The 20,149-nt window shown below is 60.7% G+C and carries 22 protein-coding genes; 8 read left to right on the top strand and 14 right to left on the bottom strand.

The genetic code is table 11. From position 1 onward, the window contains the following. The first annotated feature begins 26 nt into the window (after positions 1–26). A complete protein-coding gene (acnD, locus tag AD666_RS08930) occupies positions 27–2,615 on the top strand; it encodes a Fe/S-dependent 2-methylisocitrate dehydratase AcnD (protein ID WP_053150408.1) in 2,589 nt (862 codons plus the stop codon). 33 nt (positions 2,616–2,648) lie between these two features. Then, positions 2,649–3,842 carry a 2-methylaconitate cis-trans isomerase PrpF gene (gene prpF, locus AD666_RS08935; RefSeq protein WP_053150411.1) on the top strand — a complete coding sequence of 398 codons (1,194 nt, stop codon included), beginning with the start codon at positions 2,649–2,651 and terminating at the stop codon, positions 3,840–3,842. A 127-nt stretch (positions 3,843–3,969) separates the two neighbouring features. Here prpF and AD666_RS08940 read toward each other — a convergent pair whose 3' ends face one another. The 10 genes from AD666_RS08940 to soxR form a co-directional block, all read right to left on the bottom strand. Further along, a complete protein-coding gene (locus AD666_RS08940; RefSeq protein ID WP_053150413.1) occupies positions 3,970–4,872 on the bottom strand; it encodes a metal ABC transporter solute-binding protein, Zn/Mn family in 903 nt (300 codons plus the stop codon). Next, positions 4,873–5,772 carry a metal ABC transporter permease gene (locus tag AD666_RS08945; protein WP_053150416.1) on the bottom strand — a complete coding sequence of 300 codons (900 nt, stop codon included), beginning with the start codon at positions 5,770–5,772 and terminating at the stop codon, positions 4,873–4,875. Then, positions 5,772–6,524 (bottom strand): metal ABC transporter ATP-binding protein, encoded by a 753-nt coding sequence (locus tag AD666_RS08950; RefSeq protein ID WP_053150419.1) that lies wholly within the window; start codon positions 6,522–6,524, stop codon positions 5,772–5,774. Before AD666_RS08950 ends, AD666_RS08945 begins: the two co-directional genes overlap by 1 nt. After that, positions 6,521–7,450, bottom strand: coding sequence for a metal ABC transporter solute-binding protein, Zn/Mn family (locus tag AD666_RS08955; RefSeq protein WP_053150422.1), 930 nt, complete (start codon positions 7,448–7,450; stop codon positions 6,521–6,523). The genes AD666_RS08950 and AD666_RS08955 overlap by 4 nt, the downstream gene beginning before the upstream one ends. Before the next feature lie 36 nt (positions 7,451–7,486). After that, the gene (locus AD666_RS08960; protein WP_053150426.1) at positions 7,487–8,062 is read right to left on the bottom strand and encodes a DUF6162 family protein; all 576 of its coding nucleotides are present in this window, start codon (positions 8,060–8,062) and stop codon (positions 7,487–7,489) included. Next, positions 8,059–8,385 carry a hypothetical protein gene (locus tag AD666_RS08965; RefSeq protein WP_053150429.1) on the bottom strand — a complete coding sequence of 109 codons (327 nt, stop codon included), beginning with the start codon at positions 8,383–8,385 and terminating at the stop codon, positions 8,059–8,061. The genes AD666_RS08960 and AD666_RS08965 overlap by 4 nt, the downstream gene beginning before the upstream one ends. Then, positions 8,382–8,927 carry a hypothetical protein gene (locus tag AD666_RS08970; RefSeq protein WP_053150432.1) on the bottom strand — a complete coding sequence of 182 codons (546 nt, stop codon included), beginning with the start codon at positions 8,925–8,927 and terminating at the stop codon, positions 8,382–8,384. Before AD666_RS08970 ends, AD666_RS08965 begins: the two co-directional genes overlap by 4 nt. Further along, entirely contained in the window at positions 8,924–10,138 is a 1,215-nt protein-coding gene (locus tag AD666_RS08975; protein WP_053150436.1) for a PepSY domain-containing protein, read from the bottom strand. Before AD666_RS08975 ends, AD666_RS08970 begins: the two co-directional genes overlap by 4 nt. A 278-nt stretch (positions 10,139–10,416) precedes the next feature. After that, positions 10,417–10,875: a VOC family protein gene (locus AD666_RS08980; RefSeq protein ID WP_053150439.1), complete on the bottom strand. Its 459-nt coding sequence runs from the start codon at positions 10,873–10,875 to the stop codon at positions 10,417–10,419. 103 nt (positions 10,876–10,978) lie between these two features. Next, the gene (gene soxR, locus AD666_RS08985) at positions 10,979–11,431 is read right to left on the bottom strand and encodes a redox-sensitive transcriptional activator SoxR (protein ID WP_053150442.1); all 453 of its coding nucleotides are present in this window, start codon (positions 11,429–11,431) and stop codon (positions 10,979–10,981) included. A gap of 93 nt (positions 11,432–11,524) precedes the next feature. Here soxR and AD666_RS08990 point away from each other — a divergent pair, with 93 nt between their 5' ends. The 5 genes from AD666_RS08990 to AD666_RS09010 all read left to right on the top strand — a co-directional run bounded on the left by AD666_RS08990 (position 11,525) and on the right by AD666_RS09010 (position 16,161). Then, on the top strand, positions 11,525–11,890 hold the full coding sequence (locus AD666_RS08990; RefSeq protein ID WP_053150445.1) for an antibiotic biosynthesis monooxygenase: 366 nt from the start codon (positions 11,525–11,527) through the stop codon (positions 11,888–11,890). Between the two features lie 111 nt (positions 11,891–12,001). Next, the gene (locus AD666_RS08995; protein ID WP_053150448.1) at positions 12,002–12,271 is read left to right on the top strand and encodes a hypothetical protein; all 270 of its coding nucleotides are present in this window, start codon (positions 12,002–12,004) and stop codon (positions 12,269–12,271) included. A gap of 96 nt (positions 12,272–12,367) precedes the next feature. Continuing rightward, positions 12,368–12,982, top strand: coding sequence for a LysE family translocator (locus tag AD666_RS09000; RefSeq protein WP_053150452.1), 615 nt, complete (start codon positions 12,368–12,370; stop codon positions 12,980–12,982). A 159-nt stretch (positions 12,983–13,141) separates the two neighbouring features. Further along, the gene (locus AD666_RS09005; protein ID WP_053150455.1) at positions 13,142–14,308 is read left to right on the top strand and encodes a cysteine desulfurase family protein; all 1,167 of its coding nucleotides are present in this window, start codon (positions 13,142–13,144) and stop codon (positions 14,306–14,308) included. Between the two features lie 44 nt (positions 14,309–14,352). Continuing rightward, positions 14,353–16,161, top strand: coding sequence for an aminopeptidase P family protein (locus AD666_RS09010; protein WP_053150458.1), 1,809 nt, complete (start codon positions 14,353–14,355; stop codon positions 16,159–16,161). A gap of 8 nt (positions 16,162–16,169) precedes the next feature. Here the strand turns inward: AD666_RS09010 and AD666_RS09015 are convergent, their stop codons facing one another. Continuing rightward, on the bottom strand, positions 16,170–16,760 hold the full coding sequence (locus AD666_RS09015; protein WP_053150502.1) for a 2-hydroxychromene-2-carboxylate isomerase: 591 nt from the start codon (positions 16,758–16,760) through the stop codon (positions 16,170–16,172). Positions 16,761–16,795: 35 nt separating this feature from the next. After that, positions 16,796–17,524, bottom strand: coding sequence for an SDR family oxidoreductase (locus AD666_RS09020; RefSeq protein WP_053150462.1), 729 nt, complete (start codon positions 17,522–17,524; stop codon positions 16,796–16,798). Between the two features lie 90 nt (positions 17,525–17,614). Here AD666_RS09020 and AD666_RS09025 point away from each other — a divergent pair, with 90 nt between their 5' ends. Continuing rightward, a complete protein-coding gene (locus AD666_RS09025; protein ID WP_053150466.1) occupies positions 17,615–18,184 on the top strand; it encodes a TetR/AcrR family transcriptional regulator in 570 nt (189 codons plus the stop codon). A 10-nt stretch (positions 18,185–18,194) separates the two neighbouring features. Here AD666_RS09025 and AD666_RS09030 read toward each other — a convergent pair whose 3' ends face one another. Both AD666_RS09030 and rhtA read right to left on the bottom strand, forming a co-directional pair. After that, the gene (locus AD666_RS09030) at positions 18,195–18,476 is read right to left on the bottom strand and encodes a hypothetical protein (RefSeq protein ID WP_053150469.1); all 282 of its coding nucleotides are present in this window, start codon (positions 18,474–18,476) and stop codon (positions 18,195–18,197) included. A 167-nt stretch (positions 18,477–18,643) separates the two neighbouring features. Further along, positions 18,644–19,531 (bottom strand): threonine/homoserine exporter RhtA, encoded by an 888-nt coding sequence (gene rhtA, locus AD666_RS09035; protein ID WP_053150472.1) that lies wholly within the window; start codon positions 19,529–19,531, stop codon positions 18,644–18,646. Between the last annotated feature and the right edge of the window lie 618 nt (positions 19,532–20,149).

Raw genomic sequence — 20,149 nt, forward strand, 5'->3', positions numbered from 1 at the left:
GAAACCACCGTGACCGAGTCCTGACGATGAACACAGAATTTCGTATACCGCTGCCCGGCACTTCGCTGGATTATTTCGACGTTCGCGGGGCCGTGGAGGCCATCCGCCCTGGTGCCTATGACAGCCTGCCGTACACCTCCCGCGTACTGGCGGAGAACCTGGTGCGTCGCTGCGACCCGGCCACGCTGAACGAATCGCTGTTGCAACTGATCGAGCGCAAGCGTGACCTGGACTTTCCGTGGTTCCCGGCCCGGGTGGTGTGCCATGACATCCTCGGTCAGACCGCCCTGGTAGACCTCGCCGGTCTGCGTGATGCCATCGCCCGGCAGGGCGGCGATCCGGCGCAGGTCAATCCCGTGGTGCCGACCCAACTGATCGTCGACCACTCGCTGGCGGTGGAAAGCGGCGGCTTCGACCCCCAGGCGTTTGCCAAGAACCGCGCCATCGAAGACCGGCGCAACGAAGACCGTTTTCACTTCATCAACTGGACCAAGAAAGCCTTCAAGAACGTCGACGTGATTCCGCCGGGTAACGGGATCATGCACCAGATCAACCTGGAAAAAATGTCGCCGGTGATTCAGCAACGGGACGGCGTGGCGTTCCCCGATACCTGCGTCGGTACCGACAGTCACACCCCCCATGTTGATGCCTTGGGCGTGATCGCCATCGGTGTCGGTGGTCTGGAAGCCGAAAGCGTGATGCTGGGCCGCGCCTCGTGGATGCGTCTGCCGGAGATCATCGGCGTCGAGCTGACGGGCAAGCTGCAAGCGGGCATCACCGCCACCGATATGGTGCTGGCGCTGACGGAGTTCCTGCGCAAGCAAAAAGTCGTTGGCGCCTGGTTGGAGTTCTTTGGCGAAGGCGCCCGCGCCCTGACCCTGGGCGACCGCGCGACCATCTCCAACATGGCCCCTGAATATGGCGCTACGGCGGCGATGTTCCATATTGACCAGCAGACTATCGACTACCTGAAGCTCACCGGCCGCGAAGACGCCCAGGTGCAGTTGGTGGAAACCTACGCCAGGCAGGTGGGCCTGTGGGCCGACAGCCTTCAAGGCGCGCAATATGAGCGTGGCCTGACGTTCGATCTGTCCTCGGTGGTGCGCAACATGGCCGGCCCGAGCAACCCCCATGCCCGTGTTGCGGTTTCGGATCTGGCCGCCAAGGGGATCTCCGGTCAGTGGGACGAGGTGCCGGGGCAAATGCCTGACGGCGCCGTGATCATCGCTGCCATCACCAGTTGCACCAACACCAGCAACCCGCGCAACGTGATCGCCGCCGGCCTGCTGGCGCGCAATGCCAATCGCCTGGGCCTGACCCGCAAGCCGTGGGTCAAGTCGTCCCTGGCACCGGGTTCGAAAACCGTGGCGCTGTACCTGGACGAAGCCGGCCTGACGCCGGAACTGGAGAAGCTGGGTTTTGGCGTGGTGGCATTTGCCTGCACCACCTGTAACGGCATGTCCGGCGCACTGGACCCGGTGATCCAGCAGGAAATCATCGACCGCGACTTGTACGCCACCGCCGTGCTGTCGGGTAACCGCAACTTCGACGGACGCATCCACCCGTACGCCAAGCAGGCGTTCCTCGCTTCGCCGCCATTGGTCGTGGCCTACGCCATTGCCGGGACCATCCGCTTCGACATCGAGAAGGACGTGTTGGGCGTGGTGGATGGCCGGGAAATCCGACTCAAGGACATCTGGCCGAGTGACGAGGAAATCGAAGCGGTGGTGAAGGCCTCGGTGAAACCGGAGCAGTTCCGTCAGGTGTACATCCCGATGTTCGCCATCCAGGAGGACACAGGGCCGAAAGTCACGCCGCTGTACGACTGGCGCCCGCAAAGCACCTACATTCGTCGCCCTCCGTATTGGGAAGGCGCGCTGGCCGGCGCCCGACCGCTCAAGGGCATGCGCCCATTGGCGGTGCTGCCGGATAACATCACCACGGATCACCTGTCACCGTCCAACGCCATCATGCCGGACAGCGCCGCGGGCGAGTATCTGGCGAAAATGGGCCTGCCGGAAGAGGACTTCAACTCCTACGCCACGCACCGGGGCGACCACCTGACCGCCCAACGTGCCACCTTCGCCAACCCGAAACTGTTCAACGAAATGGTCCAGGAAAACGGCAAGGTCAAGCAGGGCTCGCTGGCGCGGGTCGAGCCGGAAGGCAAGGTCATGCGCATGTGGGAAGCCATTGAAACCTACATGGAACGCAAGCAGCCGCTGATCATCATTGCCGGCGCCGACTACGGCCAGGGCTCGTCCCGTGATTGGGCGGCCAAGGGCGTACGCCTGGCCGGTGTGGAAGCGATTGCCGCCGAAGGCTTCGAGCGCATCCACCGCACCAACCTGGTGGGCATGGGCGTGTTGCCGCTGGAATTCCTGCCTGGCACCAATCGCAAGACCCTGGGTATCGACGGCACTGAAATCTATGACGTGATCGGCGAGCGGACGCCGCGTACGACGCTGACCCTGGTGATCACTCGCAAGAACGGCGAGCGCGTCGAAGTGCCGGTGACCTGCCGCCTCGACACGGCCGAGGAAGTGTCGATCTACGAAGCCGGCGGCGTGTTGCAGCGCTTCGCCCAGGACTTCCTCGAATCGGCGGCCGTTTGAAATCTCGTTTCAGTACTCAGGAGTAGGCGCACCATGGCTCACGCCCCTCAAATCAGAATCCCCGCCACCTATATGCGTGGCGGCACCAGTAAAGGCGTGTTCTTCAGCCTGCAGGACCTGCCCGAAGCCGCCCGTGTCCCCGGGCCGGCGCGGGATGCCTTGTTGCTTCGGGTGATCGGCAGCCCCGATCCGTATGAAAAGCAGATCGACGGCATGGGCGGCGCGACGTCCAGTACCAGCAAGACCGTGATCCTGTCCAAGAGCACCCGGGCCGACCATGACGTCGATTACCTGTTCGGCCAGGTGTCCATCGACAAACCGTTCGTGGACTGGAGCGGCAACTGCGGCAACCTGTCGGCGGCGGTGGGTTCGTTCGCCATCGGCAGCGGCCTGGTGGACGCCAGTCGCATCCCGCAGAACGGCGTTGCGGTGGTGCGGATCTGGCAGGCCAACATCGGCAAGACCATCATCGCCCATGTGCCGATCACCGACGGCGCGGTGCAGGAAACTGGCGATTTCGAACTCGATGGCGTCACCTTTCCGGCGGCTGAAGTGCAACTGGAGTTCATGGATCCGGCTGCTGACGAGGAGGGTGGTGGCGGTTCGATGTTCCCCACCGGCAACCTGGTGGACGACCTGGACGTGCCCGGTGTCGGCACGCTCAAGGCGACGTTGATCAACGCCGGGATCCCGACCATCTTCATCAATGCCCGAGACATCGGCTATACCGGCACCGAACTACAGGGCGCCATCAATGGCGATCCCAAGGTGCTGGCGATGTTCGAAACCATCCGCGCCCACGGGGCCTTGCGCATGGGGCTGATCAAGCACCTCGACGAAGCTGCCCAGCGCCAGCACACGCCGAAAGTGGCGTTTGTCGCACCGCCGGCGGACTATGTGTCTTCCAGCGGTAAAGCCGTAGCGGCAGGTGATATCGACCTGCTGGTGCGGGCGCTGTCCATGGGCAAGTTGCACCACGCCATGATGGGCACGGCGGCGGTTGCCATCGGCACGGCGGCGGCGATTTCCGGCACTCTGGTGAACCAGGCAGCCGGCGGCACCGAGCGCAACGCCGTGCGCTTCGGCCACCCGTCCGGCACCCTGCGCGTCGGTGCCGAGGCCAGCCAGGTCAATGGCGAATGGACCGTGAACAAAGCCATCATGAGCCGCAGTGCGCGAGTGTTGATGGAAGGGGTCGTGCGGGTGCCTGGGGATGTCCTGAGCTGAACTTCTGAACATCCACAATCAAAACCTGTGGGAGCGAGCCTGCTCGCGATAGCGGTGTGTCAGTTGGCGATGATGCTGGATGTGCTGGCCTCATCGCGAGCAGGCTCGCTCCCACCGGGGGCGTGTTTCAGGCGCCGGTCAGTGCGGCGACGACTTGCTTAACATTGTTCTCCAATTCAGCCACCGGGTCGGCCGTATCGGTGCTCAGCACCAGCAACCGGCTGCCGCTTTCGGTGATGGCTGCTTTCAGAGCATCCGAGGGCTGGCGATGGTGCAGCACCAGCGCAACGTCATGGTCTTTTAAGGTGGCGGTCAATTGCTTGAGGGCTTCAGGTGTCCATTCGGCGTCGGGCCGGGCGTCGGTGCTGATCCCCTCCAGATTGAGTCCGCTGATCAAGTAACCGAAATGCTCGCTCAGGCTGACAACGCTCAGGTTGTCGGCCGTGGCGAGTTGTTTTTCGCTGTCGGCGCTGAGCTTGAGCAGGCGTTGCTTGAGCGCCGCCAGATTGGTGTCGATTTTGGGTTTTGCGGTCGGGGCCAGGCGCACCAGGTCGGCGGCGATCACGTCGGCCATCCGCCCCAGGTTATGGCTGGCCATCCATGGCTGGCTCGCCAGGCCGTCGGCCATGCCCGGCTGCACGGCGATACCGGGCAGGGCGCCGTCCACCGGACGGGCGCCGTCGATTTCGACGATGCGGATATTGCTGCGCCGGGCCATGGGGTACAGCGGATCGTCCGGCCATAGCGAGCGCAGGCCGATCACCGCGTCGGCGTTACTGGCCAGCTTGCTGAGCTCGGGTGCGCCGCGACCGCTGAAGTAAGCGCTCTGGCGGGAGCCGGGCAGGTTGGCGGGCGCGGCTCGCTCCAGGCTGACGTCGGTGCCCTTGAGTAGTGCTTCGCTCAATCCGTAAGTGACCGGCAACGAGGCCAGCAGGTGTATCGGCCGGGGACTGTCGGCGGCGAAGGACGGGGTGGTGAACAGGCCACACAGGGCCACGGCCACGGTCAGTTGTCGCAATGAAGAAATCATTTATCCAAGGTTCCCTTTGAGGCTGGGGACGACGCCGCGAGCGATGGCGGCCAGGGCGAACGCGATGCCGGCCACCAGGATGATCGCGGCACCGGACGGGATTGGCAGGTCGAAGACAATCGGCGCGAGAATCCCGCACAAGGTGCTGGCGGTCGCAATCAGCACCGAACACCAGAAAAAGCCCTTCAACGACTGGCTGAGCAGACGCGCCGCCGCTGCCGGGATCACCAGCAGGGCCCCTACCAGGATCGCGCCGATGACCTTGACCGCCGCCACGGTGATCAAGGTCACCAGCACCACGAACAGATAATCCAGGGACTTGACCGCCACCCCGCGCACCGCGGCCAGTTGCGGGTTGAAACTGGCCAACATGATGCGGTTGTACAGCGGCAACGCCAGCGCCATCACCAGTGAGCCGACCACCGCCAGTACCAGCAGGTCGTTGCCGTTGACGGTCAGCACCGAGCCGAACAGCACGTTCTCCAGGATATGCACGTTGATCTTGCCCGCCAGGATCAGCAGGAGGCTGGCGCCCAGGGCCAGGGACACTGAAAGGAACACCCCGATCAATGTGTCAGGTGCCAGGCCGGTGCGGTTGCGCAGGTAATTGAGCAGGATGCCGAACAGCAGGCAATAGCCGAACAGACTGCCGTAAGGGCCGGTATAGGGTTCGCCCAGCAGAATACCGATTGCCACGCCGGTCAACGCAGCATGGCCCACGGCCTCGGAGAAAAACGCGAAGCGCTTGACCACCACCAGTGTACCGAGGCCGCCCAGCACCGGGCCGATCAATAGCCCGGCGAGCAACGCATTGACCACGAAACCGTAGGCCAGCGCCTCGGGCAGGTAGCCGGACGAGGCCCAACCCTGGACCGTCAGACGAAAGGCTTCGTAACTCATCAGGCGGCGCTCCCGTGTGTCCGTGGATGGGTGGAAAACAGCGATAGCAAGCGTTCAGGGGAGAGTGCCTGGCGTGGCGGGCCGTCGAACAGCACCCGGCGATTCAACCCGGTGACACGATCCGCCAGGCGGCCGACGGCTTCCAGGTCGTGTTCGATCCATAGCACGGTGATGCCCGCCTGGCGCCAGTCCAGCAGCAACCGCTCGAAAACCTGGATACCGGCCTCGTCCAGCGCCGACATGGGTTCGTCGAGCACGAGCAGTTGCGGTGCGGGAATAAGCCCCTGGGCCAATAAGACCCGCTGGCGCTCCCCACCGGAGAGCGCGCCCATGCGGCGCTTGCGTTTGTCCTGCATGCCGACTCGTTCCAGTGCCTGGCCGATGGCGTCGGAATAATGCTTGCTCAAGCCGAGAAAAGCGGGCTTGCGTTGACACATCGCCGCCATGAAGTCGTCCACCGTCATGGGCAGGCCACGATCGAACTCCAGCGCCTGGGGCACGTAGCCGATGACGCCGGGTTCGCCTGGCCATTGCAGACTCAGGCGTCCCTGATGGGGCATCTGCCCCAGCAACGTCTTGATCAACGAACTCTTTCCTCCGCCGTTGGGGCCGACCAGGGCGTGGACGCTGCCGGCCTGCACCTGAAAGGCCACAGTGTCGAGAATGTTCGTGCGGCCCAGGTTCAGGCTGACGTCGGCGTATTCGATCAGGGGACCGATGTGTTTCAGGGGGAGTGTTTCCTGGACGGTCATGCGCCGGACTCCTGGATTGCCCGCACCACCGTGTCGAGATTGCCCGCCATTTCCTTTTCATACTTCCCGGCGCTGTAGTCTCCGTAGGAAATGTGTGAGAGCGGGTACAGCTTGACGCCCGATTCACGCTGGATGGTTTCAACGTAGGTCGATGGGAAATCCATCTCCGAGAAGATCACCTTCACGTCCAGTTCCCGCAGTTGATCGATGGTTTTCTTCAACTGACTGGGGCTCGGTTCGATGCCGTGGGCCGGCTCTACCACGGCGGTTACCTCCAGACCGAACTCACGCAGCAGGTAATCGTAGGCGGCATGGACCGTGGCGACCCGCAGTTCAGCGTTGGGCGCCTGGGTCAGCTTCGCCAGGGCGGCGGCGCGCATCTGCCGCAGACGCTTGCCGTACGCACGGGCGTTCTGGGTGTAGGCCTGGGCGTTGACAGGGTCGAGCTTGCCCAACTCCCGGGCAATGTTGTTGACCTGGGCGATAGAGGCACTGATGGACAGGAACGTGTGGGGATTGACTACTTTGCCCGCGCCGCGGGCGGCGGTACCGGTGGCGGCCAGCAACGGAACGTTCTCGTTGGCCTCGATCACCTTCACGTCCGGGGTTTCGCTGGCGGCGATCATGCGGTCGGCGAAGTCATCATGGCCCACGCCATTGAGCACAACCACATCCAGGCCGCTGATGCGCTTGATGTCCTCGGCGCGTGGTTCATAGGCATGAGGGTTGAAGCCGGCAGGGATCAACGGCACCACGTCGGCCTTGTCACCGACGATATTGGCGACGTAGCTGTAATAAGGATGCAGGGTAATGCCGATGCGCAGGCGCTTGGTCGTTTCGGCGTGCGCAAGAGGGGTAAGCAGGCAGGCCAGCAGACCGGCCAGCAGCAGGCGAAGCAAGGGCCGGCGTTGAGATGCGATGGACATGGGCAAACGGTCTTCTCTCAAAAGGAGGGCAGGGGATCAATGTCGGTGTTGGCGCGTGACGCCGGCGTCGAACTGCGCAACGATCTGTTGCCAGCCGGCGGCGGACAACCCGGCGTCGTCCAGCGTGCCTGGCACCGCGACGTTTTTGTTACGAGTGAGCCAGATGTCTGGCGCAGCGTCGGACGCTTCGCTGATACGCATCAGGAACGAACCGGCAACGGTGGGTTGGGCACTCGCACCGAAGTAGGCACTGTCCTTCACCTGGTGCCAGACATGGCCGCCCCGGCTGACGGAACTGGCGTCCTGGGCAAACGGAGCGAAGCCTTCTTCGGCCAGGGTCTGGGGAGTGGGCAGAGCTTGCTGTTCTTCGCGCAGCAATCGGATCTCGTCCAGCGTCACCCGCAAATCGGCATAGATGCCTTGCTCGGCGGCGCTGAGGTCGCGGCGAGCGTCGAGCTGGTGGGCGGCGAGGTGACTGGCGTCCCGTGTTTCCCCGTGCAAGGCCACGACCGAGCCGGCCATCAGGACAATAAACAGGCACAGCAGTAACACGTAGAGGGTTTCATGGCCCGCGCCGGCGGGACGGATAACTTGTGTGGTGGGGTTGTTCATGGGGCCTCGATGTCGGCTTGGTCGATTTCCACCACATGGCCGGGGCCGGCGTCGAAGAGTACGTAGAACTCGGTGTCCGGTTTTTTGAAGGTCAGCTTCGAGTCGGCGCCGAGCTTGCCGGGCACCAGGATGGTTTCGTCGTAGCCGATCACGTCCAGGGTCACCCCGGGGGCGCCGCTGCCGTCGGAAAAGCCGCCGGTGCACTGGATCTGCTCGGCATCGATGGCCTTGCATTCGCACATCGGATTGTGAGCCTGGACGCCGGCGCTGAAACCGACGCACAGGAGCAGCGCCAGGCTGCGGATAGAGGTGTTGTGGGTCATGGTTGGGTTCCGTGGGTCTTCAGCCAGGCGATGGTGGCCGGAGAAGCCTGGCTCAGGGGAATGGAGGCCTGGTGCATCGAGCCGTCCCAGCCTTCGAGGGTGAGCCACAGTTCGGCGTCGGGCTGGGTTTTCTGCGGCACCGGCAACCAGGCGCCCATGCGATAGGGCGAGCCGAAGAAAATCACTCCAGCGGCTCGCAGGCTGCGGGGCTTGCCGATGCGCAGGTAGGTGGCCTTGACCTGGCTGATACAACGTTGGCAAAGGGCTGCGTTGAATTGCTTCAGGTGCCCGGCCGGGCCATCGGCCCGCGGGGCTTCGTCGCGAAATTCGGCCAGTCGCACGCTCCACGGCCCGACCTGAATTTCGCCGACCTCCCGTTCGCCAAGCCCGGCGTCGCCGCGAAACAATGCCGCTTCCGAGAAGTACTTGGGCATGAAGCCCAAGGGAATCAGCAGCAACAGCACGTTGAGGTGAAAACGCCACTTTTGCCAGAAGAGGCTCAGGCGTGAAGGTGAGGGTGTCGCCACGGTGGACTGGCTCACAGGTTGCCCTCCGGTGATTCATGGTGGATGGACGGCGGTAGTGACCGGGCGGCTTGAGGCACCCGCGGGGCCTTATGGCTGCGCTTGAAGGCGTTGGCAGTGGCCAGGGCCGTGCGTTTGGTCCAGATCAGCAGCCCGCTGAGGACCATCATGCTGAGGATCAAACCGAAGAAGAACCAGATGAGTTTGACCCACAAGCCACCGAAATCCCCGGTGTGCAAGGGGCGCATGGATTCGGTGACAAACTCCAGCGCCGTGCGGTCCGACAGCAGTCGCGAGGCGGCCACCTCTGCGGTATAGGGATGGATCGTGGCTGTCTGGTACATCAGCGGGTACCAACCGCGCCCACCGATTTCCAAATGGCTGTAGGCGTTGCCGGGCAGGCTGATGAAGCTCGCTTCCAATCCTGGTATTTGCTGTCGGGCGATGTCAACGGCCCGGTCAAGGCTCAATTGGGGAGGCGGCAGGCCATCGGTCGACAGGGGCACGCTTTCACGGGATACCGCCGGCAGTACCGGGGCGCTGGAAATGGAAATGTGGTTATCGCCCAACACGGCCTGGATCAGGAACCAGGTGCCGGTAATGGAGATGACCGCGATGAACCAGATCGACCAGATACCGCTGAGGCGGTGAAAATCCCCCCAGAAAATCCGCGCTCCGTGGCGAAAGCGCAAGGTCGGATGGAAGAAGCCTTTCCAGAAGCGCTTGTAGACCACCAATCCGGTCACCAGCGAAGCCAGCAAAGGCAGCCCCAGGAACGAGACCAGATACCAGCCCCAACTGTAACCGTTGGTGAACGGCACCAGCCACCATCCATGCAGGGCGCGGGTGAACGCCCTGAAGTTGAACACTGGCGCCGAGCCCTGGACGATGCCGGTATAGGGGTTGACATAGACCGTGTCGGGACGCCCATCGGGATACGTCACCTTGACCTCCAGGGCGAAATGCGACTCGTCCGGACGGGCAATGCTGAGCACCTGCGTCTGTGGCTGGGCTTGCCTGATGGCGGCAACGACCTGGTCGTAGCTGAGCCGTTGAGCATCGTCGGAGGGTTTGCTGGCGCGCATATCGGGGTTCACCAGCCAGACGATTTCCTGGCTGACCACCGCCAATGTGCCGGTGACGCAGACGATGAGCACGAAAAACCAGATGGGCAATGCCAACCAGCTATGGACCAGGAACCAGAGTTTGGAACGGGACTTCTTCGACATGATTGAACGTCTTGATTCGATGAAAGGCTCCGTATTACGGGCTTCGCAATACCAGAAACCATGAAAAGCAGCCCGTGGCTTTTGCCGACGCGGCCTGCTGCATCTAATTAAGACGAACGAGCACGGGAAATCCCGAAGAGAAAGATGAAAGAAAATGTTTCGTATTTACAGCGTGGGCGAAATCCTGTGGGAGCCAAGCCTGCTCGCGATGACCGGTGCACATCCAACATCCCCGGTTCAGGCAGACTATCGCGAGCAGGGCTCGCTCCCATACCGAATCAGCCTTGCTGGAACATCTCCCTGGCCCGCTGTTCGATCTGCTCCTGGGTCAGGTCCTCCTTGTGAGTCGCCAGAAACCACACATGTCCATAGGGATCCTTCAAGGATCCGGTGCGATCGCCGTAAAACTGATCCTTGACCTCGGAGATGACCGTGCCACCGGCGGCAATCGCCTGGGCAAACATACGGTCCACGTCTTCGACATAGAGGTGCAGGCCCACCGAGGGTGATTGGTCCGGGTTGCGCAGAGGCCCCTCATCGCACGGCGTGCCGAGCATGATCGGACTGCCGCCGATCCGCAGTTCGGCATGACCGATGCCTCCGTCAGGCGTGGTCAGGCGCATGACTTCGGTGGCGTTGAAGGCTTTTTTGTAGAAATCGATGGCTTGTGCCGCTTCCTTGATGCCCAGGTAAGGCGTGATGCTATGGAAACCTTCGGGGATGGCTTTGACGGCCATGACATTTTCTCCTTGTTCTGTCCGGCGAAGAGAGGCTTCGTCGATGTGCGAACAACCACTATAGGACAGCCGCCTGGGACCGACCCATGCCCCGACGAACGTCTTATGTTACGTCCAGCAGATGTGCGCCCGGCCCGCGCTTGCTCAGTGCATCGCCCTGGTTTCGCAGCGGGCACGCTTCCATCGACAGACACCCGCAGCCGATGCAGCCATTGAGCCGGTCACGCAGTGCCATCAATTGGTTGATGCGTTCGTCCAGGTCGCGGCTCCATTGCTCTGACAGGATCTTCCAGTCGGCGGCCGTTGGGGCACGGTCGTCGGGCAGGGCTCCCAACGCCTGACCGATTTCCGCCAGGGGAATGCCGAGGCGCTGGGCAACCTTTATCAACGCCACGCGCCGTAACACTTCTCTGGGATAACGTCTTTGGTTGCCCTGGTTGCGAGTGCTTTTGATCAGTCCCTTGGCTTCATAGAAATGCAAGGCGGTGACTGCCACGCCGCTGCGGGCGGCCACCTGGCCAACGGTGAGCGCTTTGTGAATATCGATCCGGGTCATGACGAATCACTGCTTGACCTTGAGTTAACTGGAGGTTTTACCCTGCACGCTTTTGGATCGCAAGATTCGTCTCACACGTATCGAGGAGTCGTCATGCAATTGCCTGGGAACAATCGCAGCTTTACCCAACTGATCGAATTCGACATCGAACCGCAATGGCAGCAGGCCTTGATCGATGCTCTGTCGGACCAGACCGAGCGCCTGGCCCGGGATCACCAGGGTTTCCTGAGTGCCAGTATCCAGGCCAGCGAGGACGGCAGGCGTGTACTCAATTACCTGCAATGGCGAACCCGAGAAGCGGGCGAAGCGGCGTTTCAGTGTTTTGAAAGGGGCGAACAGGATTTCTGGCAGTTGGTCCAGGTACATCGGGTCCGAACCGTGACGTTCGGTTCGTTCCATGTAGTACGCAATATCGAGCGCAGCCTGGACAACGCGTTGAATTGTCAGCTGGTCGATTAAGCGCAACGGCCGATGCGAAGGGGCAATACCTACTATTGAAAGCGTTGATTTCTGCCGTACGGGACCGACGGGTAGCCTTTGTTCATCGCCACAGAACACCGGATACCCATCATGAATCGCATCGTTGCTGTTTTGCTGCTGTCGGTCACCGCCGTACTGAGTGGATGCACCACATCATCGCCTGAGCTGCGTCCCTACACCGCCGAGGAAACCCGCGAACTGGCCCTTGAGGCCCTGAATCGCCGGGGGCTGTCGTTCGATGAATACCATGCGAAGAAAGCCGAACTGCTTGGCCCGTCGCAGAAAAATTCGAGCTTCGACGATCGTGGCGAGATGAGCGCGGAACAGACCGTACAGAAACTGCCGGGCCGGGCCAGCTGAGAGACTGTACCGCCTGAAGTTTTACCCAACTGTCCATGGGTTTGCAGCGGGACGTGGGGTAGGGTCTTTCCCTGACCACCCGACGGACTCCATGTCATGACCCTTTCGCTTGATTTGCTGCTGGGCTTCGCCCTGTTTGCCCTTGTGACTTCGATCACGCCTGGGCCCAACAACACCATGTTGCTGGCTTCGGGGGTCAATTTCGGGTTCAACCGAACCATCCCGCACATGCTGGGCATCACCTGCGGTTTCTTTTCCCTGGTGCTGGCGGTAGGCCTGGGTCTTGGCGCTATGTTCCAGACGTATCCGCTGCTCTACACGATATTGCGCTATACCGGCGCGGCATACCTGCTGTACCTGGCGTGGAAGATTGCCCACTCCGGTCCGGTCTCGGACAGCCGGGCAGGGAATCACGCACCGATCAGCTATTGGGGCGCGGCGGCATTCCAATGGGTCAACCCGAAGGCCTGGATCATGGCCATCGGAGCCATCAGCACCTATACACCGATCCAGGGCTACTTTTTCAATGTCGTGGTAATCGCCGCCGTGTTTGCCCTGATCAACCTGCCCAGTGTGAGCGTGTGGGTGATCTGCGGCAGCCTGTTGCGCAACCTGTTGCGTGATCGTCGCTGGCTGCGCCTGTTCAACTGGGGCATGGCACTGTTGCTGGTTGCCTCGCTGTACCCGTTGTTGCTCGAAAGCATCGGTTGAGGGCTGAGCTTGGGCCGGATGCCTGCTAAGCTCGCTGTTCAGGAGCGTTCCTACGCACTTTTAAACGAAGTCTCACTTCTTTAAGGTCTTCGATCGGGTATAGCTAGTCTTGAACCCAACGAGGGCGCCCGGTCCCGGAACAGGCTCTGCGAGTTTCCCATGAATAAACGTCCTTTATATTTCGATTATGCCGCCACCACACCGGTGGACGAACGAGTCATCCAGGTCATGGTTGAATGCCTGGGCTTCGACGGTAACTTCGGCAACCCGGCTTCCAGCTCCCATGCTTTCGGCCAGCACGCCCGCCGCTCGGTGGAGCATGCGCGCCGGCAGGTGGCGCAATTGGTCGGGGCGCAGTCGGAGCAGATCATATGGACTTCCGGCGCCACCGAGTCCAACAACCTGGCCCTCAAGGGCGTGGCCCAGGCGCGCGGTGCGTCCCCGGGACATGTCATCACCAGTCTGATCGAGCATAAGGCGGTGCTCGATACAGTCCGACAGCTTGAAGAAAGCGGCGTCGCGGTGACCCGGCTGGCGCCGGACGCCGATGGTCTGATCGATCCGCAAGCGGTGCGCGAGGCATTGCGCGAAGACACATTCCTGGTGTCGCTGATGCTGGTGAACAATGAGCTGGGCACACTCACTGACGTCGCCGCCATCGGTGAGGTCGTGCGTGGGCACGGCGCACTGTTTCATGTGGATGCGGCCCAGGGAGCCGGCAAGGTAAGAATCGACCTTGACCGGTGGCCGGTGGACCTGATGTCGTTTTCTGCTCACAAGGTCTATGGTCCCAAAGGGATCGGTGCGCTCTACGTCGGCGAGCGCGCCCGGCCGCGTCTGGCGGCGCAGATCCATGGCGGTGGACACGAGGGCGGCCTTCGTTCCGGCACGCTTGCCACCCACCAGATCGCTGCCATGGGGGCTGCCTTCGAACTGGCGGCTCAGGCAATCGACGATGAGCTCGACAAAATCGCTCGATTGCGCAATCGTTTGCTCGAACCGCTGCTTGCCCTTCCTGGCGTGCGGGTCAACGGCAGCGCGACCCAGCGTATTCCGCACACGCTGAGCCTGACTTTTTACGAAGGTGAATTCAACCCGGTTGCGTTGGGCACTTCGCTTGCATTTTCCGCCACGTCTGCCTGCAATTCGGCGAACAACACGCCATCCCACGTGCTGCTGGCCCTGGGGCACGATGCGCGTGCGGCCGGGCGGACCATTCGCTTGAGTCTGGGACGCTTCACCCGTGAGCAGGACATCGACGAAGCCGTGCAGTTGATCGAGGCAGCCTGTGCCGCCGCGCCTGCATTCTGGGCCACCACCTCATAAGCCGGACGTCCGGCACCGAACAATAATGATGAACAGGAGAAACGATGAGTACCGAGCCTTTGACCCATGGACTGGTTCCCCAACGCCTGGCCCGAATCCGTGAATTGATGAGCCGCGAAGGCATCCATGCGTTGTTGGTGCCGTCGGCCGATCCGCATCTGTCGGAATACCTGCCCGGCTATTGGCAAGGTCGGCAATGGCTGTCGGGGTTCCACGGTTCGGTCGGCACCTTGATCGTGACGGGGGATTTCGCCGGGGTCTGGGCCGACAGTCGTTACTGGGAACAGGCTACCCATGAGCTGGAGGGCAGTGGGATCGAACTGGTCAAGCTCATTCCAGGCCAGCCCGGTCCCTTGGACTGGCTTGCGGAGCAGACCCCTGAAGGAGCAGTGGTTGCGGTCGATGGTGCGGTAATGGCCGTGGCGTCGGCTCGAACGCTGGGCAGTAAACTTCAAGAACGTGGTGCACGGCTGCGTACTGACATCGACCTGCTCGACGAAGTCTGGACCGACCGTCCATCCCTGCCCAGTCAGCCGGTCTACGCGCATCTGCCGCCTCAGGCGACCGTCAGCCGGATCGAGAAACTCGCCAGATTGCGTGAATCCCTCAAGGAGCGTGGTGCCGACTGGCATTTCATCGCCACCCTGGACGATATCGCCTGGCTGTTCAACCTGCGTGGCGCCGATGTGTCGTTCAACCCCGTGTTCGTCTCCTTTGCCTTGATCAGCCAGCAGCAGGCGACCTTGTTCGTGGCACTGGACAAGGTTGACGGTGCATTGCGCGCGACACTCGAACAAGAGGGTGTCTCCCTGCGGGATTACAGCGAAGCGGGCAGCGGTCTACGGGAGATTCCAGGCGGCGCGAGCCTGCTGGTCGACCCGGCCCGCGTCACGGTCGGCTTACTGGACAATCTGCACAATGACGTGAAACTGGTGGAAGGGCTCAACCCCACGACGCTGGCCAAGTCTCGCAAGAGCCCGGCCGACGCCGAGCACATCCGTCGGGCCATGGAACAGGATGGAGCGGCGCTCTGTGAATTTTTCGCCTGGCTGGAAGGTGCCTGGGGCCGTGAACGCATCACCGAACTGACCATCGATGAATACCTGACGGCGGCACGCAAACGGCGTCCGGATTTCGTTTCCCTGAGTTTCAATACCATCGCCGCGTTCAACGCCAATGGCGCAATGCCGCACTATCACGCCACGGAAGAAGCCCATGCGGTCATCGAAGGCGATGGCTTGTTGTTGATCGATTCAGGTGGCCAATACCTTGGCGGCACCACCGATATCACTCGCATGGTACCGGTCGGAACGCCCAACGCTGAGCAGAAACGTGACTGCACCCGCGTGCTCAAGGGGGTCATTGCGTTGTCCAGGGCCCGATTCCCTCGGGGCATTCTATCGCCGCTGCTGGACGCCATCGCACGGGCACCGATCTGGGCGGAGCAAGTGGATTACGGGCACGGTACCGGTCACGGTGTCGGTTATTTCCTGAACGTCCATGAAGGTCCGCAGGTCATTGCCTACCAGGCGGCTCCCACGCCGCAAACAGCCATGCAGCCGGGCATGATTACGTCGATCGAACCGGGGACCTATCGTCCGGGACGCTGGGGTGTTCGTATCGAGAACCTGGCATTGAATCGTGAAGCAGGCAGCAGCGAGTTCGGCGAATTCCTTGAATTCGAAACCTTGACCTTGTGCCCGATAGACACGCGCTGCCTGGAACCCTCGTTGCTGACCCAGGATGAAAGGGGGTGGCTCAATGCCTATCACGCCGAGGTTCAGCGTCGCCTGAGCCCGTTGCTGGAAGGTGATGCGCTGCAATGGTTGAACACACGAACGATGGCGATCTGACGTCCGGATCAGCTGAGGGCTTCACGGACGAAGTCCAACCGATCCTGGCCAAAGAACAACTCGTCTCCGACGAACATGCTGGGGGCGCCGAATACGCCCCTTGCGATGGCCTCTTCAGTGGTTGTCTTGAGGGCTTCCTTGATTGGCTCGTCTGCGGTCAACGCCAGCACATATCGAGGGTCGAAACCGTTCTCATCCAGGACGGCTGCCACAGTCGCCGGATCGCTGAGGTTGCGGGCGTCGACCCATAGGGCGCGAAACAGGCAATCGATGAACGCTTCGAACCGTTCTGGATGACGCAGTTGCATGCCGGTTATGGCTCGCATCAATGAAAGCGTGTTGATCGGGAAGTACGGATTGAGCCTGAATTCGACGCCGTAACGCTTGGCGAAGCGATCCAGGTCCTTGGCCATGTGGGCGCCTTTGGCTGGCACGGTTACCGGTGATGCGTTGCCTGTCGCCTTGAAAACACCTCCCAGCAGCATAGGGCGATAGATCAGTACGCTGTCGGCGTCCGCACAGAGCGTGGACAGCTGTGTGTAGGCCAGATAAGTCGCCGGGCTGCCAATATCGAAGAAGAACTCCACCGATTTGCTCATGGTCATTGCTCTCTTGTTGTTATCGAGGGATGGCTTTACCAGCGTTCATTCCAGGGACGCAGGTCCAACTCGAAGGTCCAGGCATCGCGCGGTTGTGTGTGCAGGTACCAGTAGTTCTCGGCGATGTGTTCAGGGTCGAGGATGCCGTCTTGATCCTTGGTTGCATACTTTTGCGGGAAGTTATCGCGGATGAAGTCGGTGTCGATGGCGCCGTCCACCACCACATGAGCTACATGGATGTTCATGGGGCCCAACTCACGGGCCATGCTCTGGGCCAGCGCGCGGATGCCGTGTTTGGCACCTGCGAAGGCAGCGAACCCCGAGGCTCCCCGTAGACCCGCTGTCGCTCCGGTGAACAGAATGGTTCCTCGCTGGCGCTTGACCATGCGTTTGGCCACCTCCCGGGCATTGAGGAAACCGGAGAAACAAGCCATCTCCCAGATCTTGAAATATTTACGGGCGGTTTCTTCAAGAATGCTGCAGGGCACGTTGGCGCCGATGTTGAATACGAACGCTTCGATGGGGCCGATCTGGCTTTCGATCTGTTCTACCAGGGCGATCACATCGTCTTCCTTGCGCGCATCACAGGCAAAGCCGTGGGCTTCGCCGCCCTGGTCGCGTATCGCCTCGACCAATGGTGCGAGCTTGTCGACGCTACGGCGGGTGACGCAGGCTACAAATCCCTGCTTCGCGAAACGCCTGGCAATCGCGCCACCCGTGGCATCTCCCGCGCCAACAACCAGTACGACCTTCTTGTTATCCATGATCAGCCTCATTGGTAAACGATCGTTAGCTGAACGGACGTTATGCTAAGGTCGGGTGTGCGTCAAGGTGAGCGATCAGGAGCAGGATGTATGCGTTATTCAGCCAGTCACAAAATGGAAACCCGCGAAAAACTGTTGGCCAGCAGTGCCGTCTCCGCCAAGAAATCCGGATTTTCAACGGTGGGCGTCGATGGGCTGATGAAAGCGATCGGGTTGAGCGGCGGGGCGTTCTACAGTCATTTTTCTTCAAAGGATGAACTTTTCAAAGTCATCGTCGAGAGGGAGTTGACCCAGAGTCTGGAGCGCCTGAGCGGTGATCATGTCCTGGATTCGGCCAGATTGGAGCGTTGTCTCCAGCAGTACCTGAGCATGGAACATGTCCAGCAACCTGAAATCGGGTGCGTGCTGCCGGTGCTTGGCGCTGAGATCGCTCGTTCGGATGTACAGGTGCGAGAGACGGCGCAAACGTGGATCTGCCGTTTGCATGAGGGCTGGGCGCAGATACTGGGAAGTGACAGTCTGGCCTGGGCGATTCTGTCGCAATGCGTTGGCGCACTGGTCGTGGCCCGCATGTTGGTCGCGCCGGAGATCCAGCGTAACGTCCTTCAATCCAGCCAGGAGGAGATAAGCCGTCGAATGGCAGAGCAACGGATTGATTGAAAACCGCTGTTTATTTGCAGATGACGATCATGCTGCGGCTGGTATAGCCGGCAGGGTTGAGACCGAAAGGATAGTCCCCCGGCTCTTCGACCGCATCGCCTGACTTGGCGATGATTTTGTAATTCTTGGGGGCGCATGAGTTTGCGGCGCTGGCGAAGCACTGCTCCCAGGACGAGGACAGACCGGAGCAGTTGATGTGCAAGCCTTTTTTGCCGCGTTTGACTTCACTCTTGGTGGTCGCCGCGCATCCTGCAACTGCAAGTATGGCGATCAATATCAAAATTCGTTTCATTCCCGTCCTTATGCCGTCGTGCATCTGCTGTCCACGTACGGCTGTGTTCGCTTGCGCTTGAAGCGTTCATGACGTCCTGTATGAAAAAATCCATGACTGACATTGGGTTACATGCCTAAACATGGCCTAAATGCGCGGCAAATACCAGACTTTCATGAAATGCTGCTTCAATCCGCCGCGACGACGGGCTTAACCGTGTTGTTCATGGTCAGCGTTGCGCCGACCGATGCGAGAATAATGCAGGCAATGGCGGCCCATTGAGGGAACGACAGATACTCCTGGAGAAATATGAATCCCGACAGGGCCGCCACAGCGGGCTCGATGCTCATCAACGTGCCAAAAGTGCGAGCTGGCAAACGAGTCAGGGCAATCATTTCGAGGGTGTAGGGCAGGGCCGTGGACAGAATGGCAACGCCAATGGCGACCGGAATCAGGCTTGGTGTCAACAGTGCGGTCCCTGCATGGATGATGCCGAAGGGGGCTATGAACAGTGCGGCGATCACTACGCCCAATGCGGCTGTCTGTACGCCGTGGTCCGCTCCGGCCTTTTGACCGAACAGGATATAAAGTGCCCAGCAGACACCTGCCCCCAACGCATAACCGGCCCCGACCAGGTCGATACCCGTGCTGGTGGCTCCGGTGGGTATCAGCAGGAACAGGCCAATCACTGCCAAGGCAATCCAGAGAAAGTCGATTGCCCGTCGTGAGGTATAGATCGCCACCGCCAGGGGGCCGGTAAATTCCAATGCCACGGCGATGCCCAGGGGAGTCGTGCGGACCGACATATAAAAGAGAAAATTCATGCCGCCCAGAGCCATCCCATAAACGACCACGGTACGCAGGGATTGGGCCGTGAGCTTGGCGCGCCACGGGCGTAACAGCAATAGCATGATGATGCTGGCAAAAATAAGCCGAAGGGTCGTAGTGCCTTGGGCGCCTATTATCGGAAACATGCTTTTTGCGAGAGAGGCTCCGGACTGGATTGATGCCATGGCGATCAGTAGCAATGCAACCGGGTAGACGGTGAATGCCAGGCTGCGATGTGGGGAAGTCATTAAAAAGCGTCATCCAGCTAACGTAGGGAATGGGTTGAGCAATATATTGCGCATTTGTTGTTTCCACGTCTATATACGCAGTGGTTTTGTCCGGTGATCGTCGTGAACGGATAGAAAAGTAAAATTAAGGGTTGACGGCAGATTCTGAGTCTCTATAATTCGCCCCACTTCCGGCGCAGTCGAAACGGAAAACTCCTTGAGATTCAATGAGTTAAGTATTTTTCGGCGATGCAGGGCTTCAGGTCATCGAAGCACGGAAGGAGTCAGCGGAGCAGGTTTTTGGCTCAGTCGACGGTTCGATCTTCTCGGTCGAAAGCGGTAAAAAAGAGGTGTTGACAGCAGCGACTAACGCTGTAGAATTCGCCTCCCGCTAACGAGAGATCGAAAGCGCAAGTGGTTGAAGTTGAAAAAGAAATTTTGAAAACTTCGAAAATAATCGCTTGACAGATACACGGGGCGCTGTAGAATGCGCGCCTCGGTTGAGACGAAAGCCTCAGCCCACCGCTCTTTAACAACTGAATCAAGCAATTCGTGTGGGTGCTTGTGGAGTCAGACTGCTAGTCAACAGATTATCAGCATCACAAGTTACTCCGCGAGAAATCAAAGATGTAACCAACG

It is taken from the genome of Pseudomonas sp. Pf153 (genome assembly GCF_001269775.1).
In the GTDB taxonomy this organism is placed as follows: domain Bacteria; phylum Pseudomonadota; class Gammaproteobacteria; order Pseudomonadales; family Pseudomonadaceae; genus Aquipseudomonas; species Aquipseudomonas uvaldensis.

Excerpts from the sequence above, each read along its gene's own strand:
- acnD (WP_053150408.1), top strand. The coding sequence starts at position 27 with ATGAACACAGAATTTCGTATACCGCTGCCCGGCACTTCGCTGGATTAT.
- AD666_RS09015 (WP_053150502.1), bottom strand. The coding sequence starts at position 16,760 with ATGAGCAAATCGGTGGAGTTCTTCTTCGATATTGGCAGCCCGGCGACT.
- AD666_RS09025 (WP_053150466.1), top strand. The coding sequence starts at position 17,615 with ATGCGTTATTCAGCCAGTCACAAAATGGAAACCCGCGAAAAACTGTTG.
- AD666_RS08960 (WP_053150426.1), bottom strand. The coding sequence starts at position 8,062 with ATGAACAACCCCACCACACAAGTTATCCGTCCCGCCGGCGCGGGCCAT.
- AD666_RS08990 (WP_053150445.1), top strand. The coding sequence starts at position 11,525 with ATGCAATTGCCTGGGAACAATCGCAGCTTTACCCAACTGATCGAATTC.
- AD666_RS08945 (WP_053150416.1), bottom strand. The coding sequence starts at position 5,772 with ATGAGTTACGAAGCCTTTCGTCTGACGGTCCAGGGTTGGGCCTCGTCC.
- AD666_RS08995 (WP_053150448.1), top strand. The coding sequence starts at position 12,002 with ATGAATCGCATCGTTGCTGTTTTGCTGCTGTCGGTCACCGCCGTACTG.
- AD666_RS09020 (WP_053150462.1), bottom strand. The coding sequence starts at position 17,524 with ATGGATAACAAGAAGGTCGTACTGGTTGTTGGCGCGGGAGATGCCACG.
- AD666_RS08940 (WP_053150413.1), bottom strand. The coding sequence starts at position 4,872 with ATGATTTCTTCATTGCGACAACTGACCGTGGCCGTGGCCCTGTGTGGC.
- AD666_RS09000 (WP_053150452.1), top strand. The coding sequence starts at position 12,368 with ATGACCCTTTCGCTTGATTTGCTGCTGGGCTTCGCCCTGTTTGCCCTT.
- AD666_RS08950 (WP_053150419.1), bottom strand. The coding sequence starts at position 6,524 with ATGACCGTCCAGGAAACACTCCCCCTGAAACACATCGGTCCCCTGATC.
- AD666_RS08975 (WP_053150436.1), bottom strand. The coding sequence starts at position 10,138 with ATGTCGAAGAAGTCCCGTTCCAAACTCTGGTTCCTGGTCCATAGCTGG.
- AD666_RS09010 (WP_053150458.1), top strand. The coding sequence starts at position 14,353 with ATGAGTACCGAGCCTTTGACCCATGGACTGGTTCCCCAACGCCTGGCC.
- AD666_RS08965 (WP_053150429.1), bottom strand. The coding sequence starts at position 8,385 with ATGACCCACAACACCTCTATCCGCAGCCTGGCGCTGCTCCTGTGCGTC.
- rhtA (WP_053150472.1), bottom strand. The coding sequence starts at position 19,531 with ATGACTTCCCCACATCGCAGCCTGGCATTCACCGTCTACCCGGTTGCA.
- AD666_RS08955 (WP_053150422.1), bottom strand. The coding sequence starts at position 7,450 with ATGTCCATCGCATCTCAACGCCGGCCCTTGCTTCGCCTGCTGCTGGCC.
- AD666_RS09005 (WP_053150455.1), top strand. The coding sequence starts at position 13,142 with ATGAATAAACGTCCTTTATATTTCGATTATGCCGCCACCACACCGGTG.
- AD666_RS08980 (WP_053150439.1), bottom strand. The coding sequence starts at position 10,875 with ATGGCCGTCAAAGCCATCCCCGAAGGTTTCCATAGCATCACGCCTTAC.
- prpF (WP_053150411.1), top strand. The coding sequence starts at position 2,649 with ATGGCTCACGCCCCTCAAATCAGAATCCCCGCCACCTATATGCGTGGC.
- AD666_RS09030 (WP_053150469.1), bottom strand. The coding sequence starts at position 18,476 with ATGAAACGAATTTTGATATTGATCGCCATACTTGCAGTTGCAGGATGC.
- soxR (WP_053150442.1), bottom strand. The coding sequence starts at position 11,431 with ATGACCCGGATCGATATTCACAAAGCGCTCACCGTTGGCCAGGTGGCC.